Genomic DNA, 12,021 nt, shown 5'->3' on the forward strand with positions numbered 1-12,021 from the left:
ATCATTCAAACTGATTGATGGGAGGTGTTCCGATGACTGGTTTTCTGAACCGTCATGCGGTAATTTTGATTTTTCCGGTTCTCGATATTTTATTGAACATTGTCAACTATGCCTATCACTTGTTGTTAGCCCGTCAATTATCGAGTGTCGACTATGGATTTTTAAACGGTTATCTCGCTTTACTTGGTCTGCTCCTTATCATCGGAAGTGCTTTGCAGTGGACGGTCACACGCGATCTCAGTCAGCATTTAACGAATCATTATCGTGTTTTACGAAACCGGTTGCTGGCTGTCGTTGGAGCCATTTTACTTATCTTACTGTATGTCTTACCTATCCTTCTACCTTTTACCAGAATAAACCTTCTTCTTGTTGTGCTTACAGTCTTCTTCCATATATTATTATCTTTCAGGCGTGGTGTCATTCAAGCGCAAGAACGTTTTTACGCCCTGAACCTTTCTTATTATGTTGAATCATTAACAAAAGTAATCGCCACCTGGCTCTTGCTTCAGTATACGAACGTGACACTTGCCTTAGCCTTTATCTTGATCGGGATGCTAATGGCTTATCTTGTCAGCCTGCTTCAGACACCGTTCCCAGAGAGTACCGGTCCAACCCGATGGCACGGTCTGACGCATATGATTCATACCCAGGTCGTCATGACCCTCTTCTTTACACTCGACAGCCTGCTCGTGACACGGTTTTTCCCGACCTTTGCCGGCGACTATTCCGTCGCCTTGCGGTTCGGTCAGTTATTGTTGTTTGTCGCCCTCTCCTTATCGCAGCTTCTTTTGCCGCGTCTCAGCAGCCTTAATCACCAACAGTCCTTTCACATCTGGGAACGTAAGTTGTACGTGTTTCTATTGAGTGGTCTTGCCTGTGCCATCATCTTTTACGTCACGGTTGTCCCGTACCTTATTCCCTTATTATTCGGAGCCGGTTATGACTTAGCCGGACAATATGTCAAATACATGGTGCTCGTCTACGCCGGGATCACGCTGATCCAGTACGAAGCACTTGTCCAATTTTCGCTACACCGGACAAGCTATCTGAAGTGGTTTTGGGGGATTCTCGTCTTGTTGGTCCTCTCTCTCTTGTTCGTCCGCCAAACGGTTGAAATTTGGTTGACCGGACAAGCGGTCGTCTTGTTAGGAAGTGCCTTTGTCCTGAGATTCATTTTGCCGAAACAGCGATTGATTGCGAAAAAGGAGGAACGATTATGAAACCCCATCTCTTATTTTTATCGTGGCGTGACATCAAACACCCGAAGGCCGGTGGTGCCGAGGTCTTTACACACGAAATGCTTCGCCGTGTCACGGATGACTATACAATCACGCACATTTCCCCCGCCTTTGAGGGGGGGCATGACGTCGAGTTTTTGGACGGCGTCACGTATGTCCGCCACGGTACACTCGCAACCGTCATTCCCTATGCGGCTTCTTACTATTACAAACACGCTTCATCGATCGATCTCGTCGTCGATCAGGTCAACACCCATCAGTTCTTCACGCCGTTTTACGTCCCGCGCGCCAAGCGTGCTTTGTTCATTCATCAGTTCACGCGTGAAATCTGGCAGATCAATGTCAAGCGCCCTTACGCCTGGCTCGGCGAACAGACCGAGACGCCCCGGCTTCAGCTGTACCGCAATGGCCGCGCCTTGACGGTCAGTCAGTCGACGGCGGACGACTTGCGCTCCATCGGCTTTTCCAAACAACAGATCACGATTCTTCCCGAAGGACTCGATTTTGTTCCTTGGAAAGAAGACGTCTGGCAGCCCAAAGAGCCGGTCCCGACCTTTTTATACGTCGGACGGATGTCTGCTTATAAAGGAATCGACGATGCCATTCAGGCTTTCGTCATCCTAAAACAAGAATTTCCGACAGCGAAGTTTTGGGTCATCGGCAAAAAAGATGAGCGCTATATCCAACAGCAGCTGGACCCGCTTGTCCCGGAAGAGATTCGGGGAGATATTACGTACTTCGGCTTTGTCAGCGCAGAAGAAAAACTCGAACGGATGAGTCGGGCGACCGCCCTCCTCTTCCCTTCCAAACGCGAAGGCTGGGGATTGACGGTCAGCGAAGCGGCGGCTGTCGGCACACCGACGATTGTCTATGACGCCCCCGGTTTACGAGATGCCGTCCAGTACGGGATGGCGGGTTATATGACCGTCGCCCAGTCGCCCGGTGCGCTCGCTTCCGAAATGCGTTCCTGCATTCAAGACACCGAACAATACGACACGATTCGTTATGCCGCCTATCGTTTCGCTCAGACACTGCACTGGGATAACACCGGTCAACACTTTCGAAACTGGCTTCAGAACGAACTTCCACTACCTGATGTGAAGGAGGAGTATGTATGATTGGAATCGCGATGTCGACGTATCAAAATGAAGCCATTATCGGGGAAACGATTCGTTCTCTCCAAGCCCAAGCTTCACCTTTTCGTTGTATCATTGCCGACGACGGCTCGACTGATCAGACGGTCCAAATGATTCAGCAGTTGACACAACACGATGAACGCTTTGAGGTCATTGCTCTGCCGCATGGTGAACGTGGGATTGCAAGAAAGACAGCCATCGATCGTCTAAAAGCACTCGACGTCGAGTATCTGTACATCATCGATTCGGATATGGTGCTTTCGGATGATCTGCTGAAGAGTTGCCTGTTGTACCTCGAAGCCCACCCGGATATTGGAGCACTTGTCATCCCGGAACAGGCATACAGCGACCATTCGAATTTTTTTAGTCAAGTCAAAGTGTTCGAACGGAACTTGTTTAATATTCCGACCGATCAGCTTGATGCCAATTCGATTGAAGCCGCTCGTTTTTGGCGGCTCGACGCCTATGTAACTTCAGGTGAAATTGATCCGACGCAAATCAGTTTCGAGGAAACCCAACCAACCATCCGTTACCTGGAGCAAGGAGGACAAATCCGGCGGGCGACCTTCACCTTTGTCCGGCATAATGAAAAACAGGTCGAGCTTAGCGACCTGCTTCAAAAAAAACGCTATTATTTTGAAGTCATGCCGACAACGCTTCAAAACGAAGAAAGCGGACTGGCAAAGGCATTGCAACGATGGTACTTTTTCCGGCCTGTTTTATATCACAAAACGAATCTCAAAAAATACGTTCGCCATCCGCTTCTTGCAGCTGGTGTCATCTACATGTATATCCGCCTCAGCTTCATCGGGGTCGAATCGCTTGTCTTCAAACGTGTTTCATGACCGTTCCATTCATGGCTTGATACAAGATATAGGTTCCGAATTGCGTCGGAAATTCAAAGCGGTGTAAACCGTTCATTTCATCATCCGGCGCTTCTTGATTCGGAATCTCCAGTGCACGGCGACCCACAATCGTCCCATCTTCAAAAAATAAGCAATACGGCCGATTGGCATTGGTTAAAATCCCGTTAAACATGACACCAATATTTTTCTTCCGGTGTTTCGTCTCAACGACTTCTGCTCCGATTTTCTCCATGATGCGGAGAATCGTTTCATCAATTTTTAATGGTTTTGTCATCAAACGACTGATGTTTCCGGAATTGACGGCGGCAAGTAACGTATGCAATTGCATATAATCCGTCAGTACAATCTGTTTCGTTAACGGGTACAGTCGCGTGACCTTTTTCAGCAGTTCGACACCGTCGAGTTGTGGCAACCGCAATTCTGTCACGATGACATCAACATCCTGTACTTCGAGCAAGGACAAGGCCTCTTCTGCCGATCCCGCTTCTAGCACCTCCTGCTCTCGTTCGAGTAACTTCCGTTGCAAAATCTTTCTTGTCGGCTCATGTGCATCAACTAATAAGTATAGTGCCATCTTTAAAACCTCCAGTTCAGAAAGGGTGTTGGATGATGTATATTCTCTTATTATCAGGTGGATCCGGAAAACGACTTTGGCCGCTATCAAATGATTTGAACTCCAAACAGTTCCTGCGCATTCTTGAAGATGCGGATGGACACAAACAATCAATGATGGAACGGGTGTTTCAACAGTTAGAAGCGAGCGGTTTGGCGGACCGGACCGTCATCACGACGACGGAAGCCCAACTCGATGCGATTGAACATCAACTCGGCACCAAGGTGTCCGTCATCCATGAACCGTCTCGGCGGGATACGTTCCCGGCCATCATGCTCGCAACGAGTTATCTGGCAGAACGGATTGATCCAACGGAAACGATCATCGTCATGCCGGTTGATCCTTACGTCGACGCTTCTTTTTTCCAACGGTTTTCCGCGCTCGACGAGGCCGTCCAGGCTCACCCTGACGCGCTTCATTTAATGGGAGTCGAACCGCTTCATCCAACTTCTAAATACGGCTATATCATTCCTGAATCGACAAGCACGATGTCTCCGGTTCAACAATTTCGTGAAAAACCCTCCCTGGAGACTGCAGTCGAGTTGATTGATCAAGGGGCGTTGTGGAATTGCGGTGTCTTCGCCTGCCGGCTCGACTTCTTGACGGAACGCCTGAACGAGCAACAGGTGCCTGTGACGTATCAGGCATTGCGAACGGCGTATGATTCGCTTGAGAAAACATCGTTTGATTATGCCGTCGTCGAGAAAACAACCCACCTGTTCGTTCATCGGTATGATGGATACTGGAAAGATCTCGGGACGTGGAATACCCTGACGGAAGAAATGCCAAGTTCCATTCATGGAAATGCGCGGTTGATCCATTCCACCAATACGCATATCGTCAATGAATTACAAGTCCCTGTCCTCGGAATCGGCTTGACCGATTTAATCGTTTCGGTCAGTCCCGATGGTGTGCTCGTTTCGTCAAAAGAGGAAACACCTCACCTTAAAGAATATCTTGTCGATCAAGAGCTTCCCCCGCAATTTGAATGGAAACGCTGGGGATATGCGACGATTCTTCATCAACAACAATTGGAAGACGGACGGTATGCCGTGACACGCCGGCTGCATATCCAAGCTGACCATCAGATCAGTCATCACTACCATGCTCAGACAGACTCGACGTGGAGCATTCTCCAGGGACAAGCCGAAGCGATCATCGACGGGAAACATCAATTGCTTGGTCCCACTTCCGTCGTCCACATTCCACGCGAGATACCGCATACATTAAAGACATTGAGTGACTTGATTATGATTGAAATCAAATACTCCATCGACTGGACGGAGGAAGACAACTACCCGTTTCCGATTTCACTCGGTTCGAATTAATGGCGGCACGTATCGCAAAGGCGATACGTGCCTTTAACTTGGAAAGACTTCACTCGTCACGCACTCCAGCCGCCCGGAGATCCGGTATTCCCCTGCCGAACAGGGAATGAAGTACTGATCCCCTTTTTGTAACAGGCGTTGTTCGGAACCATCAGCTGCATGCACTTCACCTTGACCTGATACGACGGTCAGCAGTCGAAACGTCGGACTGTCGGATAAGCAGTACTCCGCCCCGTTGATATCGTGATGGACGACCGTGAAGAAGGGGACTTCCAGTAACGTCGTTTTCGTCCCGGAAGTCGTCATCTCCCGAATCGGTCGGATTGTCAACGGTTCATCCGGAATCGTCGTAACGGCGATTGCTTTTTCGAGATGCAGCTCACGGCGGTTTCCATCAGCGTCGAGACGGTCATAATCATACAGTCGATACGTCCGGTCACTCATTTGTTGAATTTCAAGCAACACGATTCCCGGACCAAGAGCATGAATCGTTCCACTCGGAATGTAAATGAAATCCCCTTTTTGGACAGATTGATGACGAAGGCAGACATCCCACTCTTTCCGCTCCGCACACGTCACGAGTTCTTCGCGACAAGACAGATGGTGACCAACAATGACCTCCGCCCCTTCCTCCGCCTCAAGGATATACCAACATTCATTTTTCCCATACGGTTCGCCTTCCAACCGTTTTGCATCTTCATCATTCGGATGGACTTGGACGGACAAATACGAGGAGGAATCGAGTAGCTTAACGTGTAAAGGAAAAGCCTCCAGTGCGTATGGACCAAATAAACTTGTCCGATGAGTCTGCCACAATTGATCTAGTGTCTGTCCTTGATAAGGACCGTCCGCTAAAGGAGTTTGTCCGCTCGGATGTGCCGAAACCGTCCAGCATTCTCCGATTGATCCTGCCGGTAAATCGAAATGAAACAACTCTTCAAGACGACGACCACCCCAAATCCGTTCTTTGAATACTGGCTCGATTTTATACATAGACACAGCGAACTCCTTGATTGAAAAAGGAGCAACGCCCACCTCCATTTCTTCAATTCGTTACCTTTATATACCCATTTATATACATTTATCAACAAAAGAATGGCACACCACGACAAAAAAATCCCGCCTCGATGAAAGACGGGATTTCATTCTTGGTTCATGCGATTTTTACAACGCTTCGATGATCGTCAGCGGATCTGTCCGTTTTGTATAATCAGCCGGGACGTCAGCAAATGAAACTTTTCCGGACGGCTGAATGATGAACGTTGCCGGTTTTGGCAACTGCCAGTCCTCATTGCCGTTATGACCGGCAACGTCAAGACCGGACGCCTTGTACACGTCGATTAAATAGTCAGGCATACCGAACACAAGGTCGAATTGACGGGCGACGACGTTATCGACATCACTCAACACTTGAAATGCCAGGTCATTTTTTTCCTGCGTCGAGAGCGAGTGATCCGGTGTTTCCGGACTGATCGCTACTATCGTCGCTCCTTTTGCTTCAATTTTTTCTACTTCCCGTTGGTAGGCCCGAAGCTCCAGATTACAATACGGGCACCAGCCGCCACGATAAAACGTTACGATGACCGGACCATCTTGCAGCAGTTCCTCTAACGACACCGACTGACCGGATGCACTCGGCAACGTGAAGCGGGGTGCCTCATCTCCGACGCTCAATCCTTTGGCGCCGTCTGATGCGGCTAACTCGTTTGTCGCTTGTGCCATCAATCGTTGTTTTTCCTGCGGCGCCTTTTGACGAAATTGTTCTTGATACGCTTGGATTTCTTCGAGCAATGTAGACATGACGTGTCCCCCTTTATGTTTGTCTTACAGCATAGCAGGGACTTCCGCAATCTGTCCGTTATTTTGCTCCGTCTGATTTCTTGCGGAACTTTTTGATCAAGCCCATCAAACTTTCCGGTGTCAGTTCCAGTTTGTTCTCATAAGCGTATTTCGTCCCGTACCCGAGGGCGAGTGTCGCTGTCGAGGCAACCCCTGCACCGATGACAGCCCCGTATCCCGGGACCATCTTCGCCAGTTGCCGGAATGCCGTTTTGCCGGAATTGCCGACAATCGTCACGACCAACAGTTCTTTCGCACTTTCCTTCGAAAGATTCCGCTCATACAAGTTCGACAGCTTCAGCATCAGTCCGATTTGAATCGATGTTAACGGAATGATGTCGGCTCCCGGAAACGGTACCGCTCCAATTGCTCCCGCTGCGGTCCCTGCTCCGACGATCCAATTGTTCGCGATTTTCCCCCGCAACGCCGGATCGATCTCGCGAACAAACAGATTATCCTTGTTGAACTTTTTTAGGATATCGAGCACCTCACGCCGCAGACGGTCAATGTTCGTCCCGTCCATCGCGGAGACCGGTACGACTTTGGGTCCCGGCAATTTTGACTCAATATGCGACAGAATCGTCGTGAGGTCATTCGTCGCATCAATCTTCGTGACGACGATGACGATGTTTTTGTTGTGGGCATAAATCTTCTTGAAGTTTTTGGTCTCCGTTTCCGATAAGACGGTTCCGGCGGCGTTCAAGAAGTAGAGGATGACGTCCGCGCTCTGGTAAAACTTCCACGTCGTATCCGAGTTTAAGCTGTTTGCATCGTTCAATCCCGGTGTATCGACGAAAACGACCTTATCTTCCGGATGTTGCCGGATTTGATCGATCCGTGTCGTCTCCCCCGGCTTTGCACCAACGGTCGCGACTTCCCGACCAAGAATCGCATTCAGCGTCGAGGATTTACCCGCATTGACGTCCCCGATTAAGGCAACGGTCACTTCCTGTTCGAGTGACTGGTTAAAGTCGCGGCGTTCCGACTCAAACGATTGGTCAAACACTTCTTCGAGTTTTCGTTTTCGTTTCTGCTCATTGGTCTCAAGACCTTCTCCAAAAAAATCATCCATCTTTATCCCTCCTGAAAATACCTGCTGTCGGTCTTTTCCCGTTCTCCATTGAAATCATCCCCAAAAAGCAATACGATTAATTATGGGTAATATTACCAAAAATGAAATGAGGCGTTTTTCATGAAGAAATGGCTTTACATACCACTTGCGGCACTTGTCTTGACCGGCTGTAATCAAGAACAGGCACAAGAATCCGTTCCAAAAAAAGCAGCATCGGCTGACTACACATCGAGTCTGACGATTTCTCCCGTCTCCATCACCGAAGGCGAAGAAAAATTTGCGGCGCTTGGCAATCAACAGATCGGCAGCGTCCAGTTAAAAGGAAAGCTGACGAAGACACACTGGCTCAAAGGGGTCGAATACCTGCCGAATAAAAAAGAGCGATCTCTCTTTACACTTGAGCTTGAACCCAAAAGCTATGACACACAAGTCCGCTTTGCCCAGTCTTTCTCCGACGATAAGATCCACCTTGGCATCGACGTTGATGACACGACAGTCCAAGGGGACCATACCTTTAAACAGCTTGATGATTACATGGTGCGTGGTGCTGATTTCCGCTCCGGTCCTTCTGCCGCTACCCCGTATAATCTGTTGATGGTTTATCACATGACAAAAAAGAACGGAATTCGCGGCTTTAATTTAAACGATGTCACCCGACCGGCTGACGTCCCGCTTAAAAAGGGTGAACGGATTTTCGGGATTGTCTTATCGAATCACAAGTAATGACATCCGCGTCTTGTCTTTCTCGACAAGACGTTTTTTGTTTGTTACCTTAATCCTTTAAGAAAGGATGTTTTTTCCATGAGAAATTTTTGGATGATCTGCCTGTTGGCTACTTTTTCACTCAGCGGTTGCCTCGCAACTCAAAAAGAGACAGTGACGGTGACACCGCTCAAGTTAAAAGCCGGTGAACAAGCCTTTGCGCAAATCAACGATCAGGACATCGCTGCATTTCATTTAAAAGGCAAACTCAAGAAACCGTATCTCCTGAAAGGTGTCGAATACTTACCAAATCATAAAGAGCGGACACTCTTTTCAATGGAAATCCCCGCTAAAACATATGACTCGACGTTGCGGATCGTACAATCTTCTTCGGCCAAATATACTCGGTTTGGTGCTAATTTGAATGGTGTAAGCCTGCGTTCACACGAAGCTTTAAAAATAAAACCGGATGCCGTCAACACACAAAATCCGTCAAGTGAGTTCACGCTGGAAGATTACAATGTCCTGTTCCTCCGTCAGTTGTCCGCAAGCGGAAACCTCTCGTCGAATCCATTTAACGATATTCATGGTCCTGAGAACATCACGATGAAAAAAGGTGAACAGATTTTTGCCTTTGTTCTGACCAAACAGAACTGATGATGTTAAAACAGCCATCACCACACAAAAAGGGAAGACGGATGTGACATCCGTCTTCCCTTTTTCCTCTCATCTGCTTTTACATCTGACTTCTCCGCTCCAGTAAAATCGTATCCCGCCAGACGCCGGCCAATTGTCCGATCCGTTCCCGCCGACCGACTTCCCGGAAACCAAACCGTTGGTGCAGCTTTAAACTCGCAGTGTTTTCCGGGAAGATTTGTGAGTGCAACGTCCAGATGCCCGCCGCTTCACTCGCTTCAATGACAGCATGCATCAATGCGGTACCGATTCCTTTACCACGTGCGTCTTCGTCAATATAAAGACTGACTTCCGCCACCCCCTGATAGGCGGGAATCGACGAAAATGGACTGATGGCGACCCATCCGAGCACCTTCCCGTCTTCTTCCGCTACAATCCGGCTGTGTATGTGATGATGGGCATCCCAGTAGTCAAACGGCGGTACTTCCGTTCGAAACGTCGCATTCTGCGTCTGTATCCCCTGTTTGTAAATCCGGCCGACTTCCGGATAATCTGCTGCGGTCATTGCCCGTATCTTCATACTCTCCCACTCCTTATTCAATCGTCATCCGTTTGGAGTTCGACGTCCGGTCAGGTTTTCCTGTTAGTTGACCGTAAACGGAATCGGGCGAAGGGAAATTGGCGTATTGAGTACGGTATTACCGTATCCAGTCTCAAGATAATACTCTTCCTTCGGGTGTTCAGACGATTCTGGCAGATTGAACGTCGCTTTAAACGTTTGTTTGTTGGCATTCAGGACCGCTAATTTCGGTTTAATTTCCCGACCGTCCGGTGGTTCTGTTCCTTTCAGTAAATACATGGAATTACGGATATCAAGCTTTATATCCGATTGTGACGAACGGGAATTCGTCGAAAATTCAACCACGACTTGATTGGAAGTCGTCTCGATAGATGTAATGGTCATTTTAAGAGGATGCCTAGCGGACTTTTGATGATAAGGTAGCGATTGTGTAAGTGGCACCTTTTTCGTTCGCGGGCTTATTTGCAACATTGGATGCAATGTATAAGTTCCCGGTTTAATCACATAGTTCCCGACGACTAATCGTGACTTTTCAATTTCCTTTATTTTTGTTTTTGTTCGTTTAATGGACTGAGTCGACCATGTCCAATTATGGATTACTGGTTTACCCGACTGATCAAATAATGACATCTCGACATAAGTCCGTTCTCCTTTTGGTGAACGTGTCGTATATTCGAATGAAGTGCTCCCTTTCCCCTGAATTAATTTATCTAGCGTAATACTCGTTTCATAATCCGGATTGTCTGCGACTGTCTCATAAATATGTTCAGAAGTTTCTAGTCGTTTAATCGGAATTTCAAACGTCCAATTTCCTTTGACACCAAACATTTCTGTCAGCACGATTGGAACACGAATCTTATCTCTCAGTTTATTTTCACCAAGCATATATTCGATCCGCCCTTGCCAAACACCGTTCACCTTTTTGAAATAAACCAGTTCCATGGTCTCCGTCCCGGCAAAACGTTTATCCCCTTTGAACAGTTCATATAATCCTGACCGAATTTCTGGCTTCACATCCGGGACGCCGGTTGCTATAAGGTTCATCCCAATCGTTGCTCCGTCGTAATACGCATCGATGACCTGGATATCAATCCCCTGATCACTTGCGACTTGATTGATTTTGGTTGCGAGCTGTTTTTGACCAATTGCGGTACCGGTGTTTTCCTGTTCAGCAAACGGTCGATAGATTTGTCCGAGTAACGGAACTTTTGCCATCGCCGTCGCAAAGGACGGGATGACGAACGTTGATGTGATCAACAGTGACGCCGCAAGTCCCGTCGAGACAACTAGGCGTCGCAGGCGTTTCGGCCGTTTGATTTGTTGCTCCTGCTTTCCCTGCTCCATTCCCTGACGAATCCGTTCCTGTAAGGCGGCCTGCGGCACAGGAATCTGTTTATACTCATTTTGAAGACTGCGCTTTGACATAGTCGATTCCTCCTAACTGTACCTTTAATTCTTCCCGTCCCCGTTTGAGATACGTCTTGACCGTATTCAAGGTGATGCCGATAAAAGAGGCAATCTCCTTCATTGGGACATCGTGAAAATAAAAGAGCACTAAAACATCCCGGTATTCTTTTCGCAGATGCGACAAGGCGTCAATCAGATCCAAATGTTCTTCCCGTGAAGATTCCTTCACCGGAATCTGTTCAATCAGATCCACTACCGCTGTCTGTTGATTCAGAACACGGTAACAGTTCCGGATCAGGATTTTCGTCAGCCAAGTCACGAAGTATTTCGGCTCTTTGACTTGTCCAATGGAAATGAATGCTTTATAGACCGTTTCCTGGACGACGTCGAGCGCATCCTGTTCGTTTTTGACATAGACGTAGGCCGTCCGGTAGAGCTGTTCACTATGTAGGAGAATCAATTGTTCAAATGCTGCCTCGTCTTGCTTGATGGCACGCCGGACAAGCTCCGTGTGCTCCGTTCGTAAGTCCAATTCCATCCCCTCCTTTTACTCATTAGAGCACTCGGTAGTTCAAAAAGTTTCAAAAAATATCCATCCCAGAAA

The 12,021-nt window shown here is 48.1% G+C and carries 13 protein-coding genes; 6 read left to right on the forward strand and 7 right to left on the reverse strand.

Features of this window, described 5'->3' with window-relative positions:
• Positions 1–32 precede the first annotated feature (32 nt).
• From P402_RS0115810 to P402_RS0115820, 3 genes are read left to right on the forward strand one after another with little or no spacing between them, the layout of a single operon-like run.
• On the forward strand, positions 33–1,220 hold the full coding sequence (locus P402_RS0115810) for a hypothetical protein (RefSeq protein WP_026829574.1): 1,188 nt from the start codon (positions 33–35) through the stop codon (positions 1,218–1,220).
• The gene (locus P402_RS0115815) at positions 1,217–2,356 is read left to right on the forward strand and encodes a glycosyltransferase family 4 protein (RefSeq protein ID WP_026829575.1); all 1,140 of its coding nucleotides are present in this window, start codon (positions 1,217–1,219) and stop codon (positions 2,354–2,356) included. The genes P402_RS0115810 and P402_RS0115815 overlap by 4 nt, the downstream gene beginning before the upstream one ends.
• Positions 2,353–3,219, forward strand: a complete 867-nt coding sequence (locus tag P402_RS0115820; protein ID WP_026829576.1) for a glycosyltransferase family 2 protein — start codon at positions 2,353–2,355, stop codon at positions 3,217–3,219. Before P402_RS0115815 ends, P402_RS0115820 begins: the two co-directional genes overlap by 4 nt.
• On the opposite strand, the gene P402_RS0115825 is transcribed toward P402_RS0115820, so the two are convergent.
• Positions 3,203–3,814: a response regulator gene (locus P402_RS0115825; protein WP_026829577.1), complete on the reverse strand. Its 612-nt coding sequence runs from the start codon at positions 3,812–3,814 to the stop codon at positions 3,203–3,205. The two genes, P402_RS0115820 and P402_RS0115825, sit on opposite strands and share 17 nt — an antisense overlap.
• A 35-nt stretch (positions 3,815–3,849) precedes the next feature.
• Between P402_RS0115825 and P402_RS16655 the strand changes: the two genes are divergently transcribed.
• Positions 3,850–5,181 (forward strand): sugar phosphate nucleotidyltransferase, encoded by a 1,332-nt coding sequence (locus P402_RS16655; protein WP_051525187.1) that lies wholly within the window; start codon positions 3,850–3,852, stop codon positions 5,179–5,181.
• Between the two features lie 33 nt (positions 5,182–5,214).
• Here the strand turns inward: P402_RS16655 and P402_RS0115835 are convergent, their stop codons facing one another.
• The 3 genes from P402_RS0115835 to P402_RS0115845 form a co-directional block, all read right to left on the reverse strand.
• Positions 5,215–6,174: a type I phosphomannose isomerase catalytic subunit gene (locus tag P402_RS0115835; protein WP_026829578.1), complete on the reverse strand. Its 960-nt coding sequence runs from the start codon at positions 6,172–6,174 to the stop codon at positions 5,215–5,217.
• Positions 6,175–6,345: 171 nt separating this feature from the next.
• Positions 6,346–6,981, reverse strand: coding sequence for a peroxiredoxin-like family protein (locus P402_RS0115840; protein ID WP_026829579.1), 636 nt, complete (start codon positions 6,979–6,981; stop codon positions 6,346–6,348).
• A 58-nt stretch (positions 6,982–7,039) separates the two neighbouring features.
• On the reverse strand, positions 7,040–8,092 hold the full coding sequence (locus tag P402_RS0115845; protein WP_026829580.1) for a YcjF family protein: 1,053 nt from the start codon (positions 8,090–8,092) through the stop codon (positions 7,040–7,042).
• A gap of 120 nt (positions 8,093–8,212) precedes the next feature.
• On the opposite strand from P402_RS0115845, the gene P402_RS0115850 reads away from it, so the two are divergent.
• Both P402_RS0115850 and P402_RS0115855 read left to right on the forward strand, forming a co-directional pair.
• A complete protein-coding gene (locus P402_RS0115850; RefSeq protein WP_026829581.1) occupies positions 8,213–8,815 on the forward strand; it encodes a hypothetical protein in 603 nt (200 codons plus the stop codon).
• 78 nt (positions 8,816–8,893) lie between these two features.
• Entirely contained in the window at positions 8,894–9,451 is a 558-nt protein-coding gene (locus P402_RS0115855) for a hypothetical protein (protein WP_026829582.1), read from the forward strand.
• A 79-nt stretch (positions 9,452–9,530) separates the two neighbouring features.
• Here P402_RS0115855 and P402_RS0115860 read toward each other — a convergent pair whose 3' ends face one another.
• From P402_RS0115860 to P402_RS0115870, 3 genes are all read right to left on the reverse strand, one after another.
• Positions 9,531–10,010: a GNAT family N-acetyltransferase gene (locus P402_RS0115860; RefSeq protein WP_026829583.1), complete on the reverse strand. Its 480-nt coding sequence runs from the start codon at positions 10,008–10,010 to the stop codon at positions 9,531–9,533.
• Between the two features lie 63 nt (positions 10,011–10,073).
• On the reverse strand, positions 10,074–11,435 hold the full coding sequence (locus tag P402_RS0115865) for a DUF4179 domain-containing protein (RefSeq protein WP_026829584.1): 1,362 nt from the start codon (positions 11,433–11,435) through the stop codon (positions 10,074–10,076).
• Positions 11,410–11,955, reverse strand: coding sequence for a sigma-70 family RNA polymerase sigma factor (locus P402_RS0115870; protein ID WP_026829585.1), 546 nt, complete (start codon positions 11,953–11,955; stop codon positions 11,410–11,412). Before P402_RS0115870 ends, P402_RS0115865 begins: the two co-directional genes overlap by 26 nt.
• Positions 11,956–12,021: the final 66 nt, after the last annotated feature.

Source organism: Exiguobacterium sibiricum 7-3, assembly GCF_000620865.1.
In the GTDB taxonomy this organism is placed as follows: Bacteria; Bacillota; Bacilli; order Exiguobacteriales; family Exiguobacteriaceae; genus Exiguobacterium_A; species Exiguobacterium_A sibiricum_A.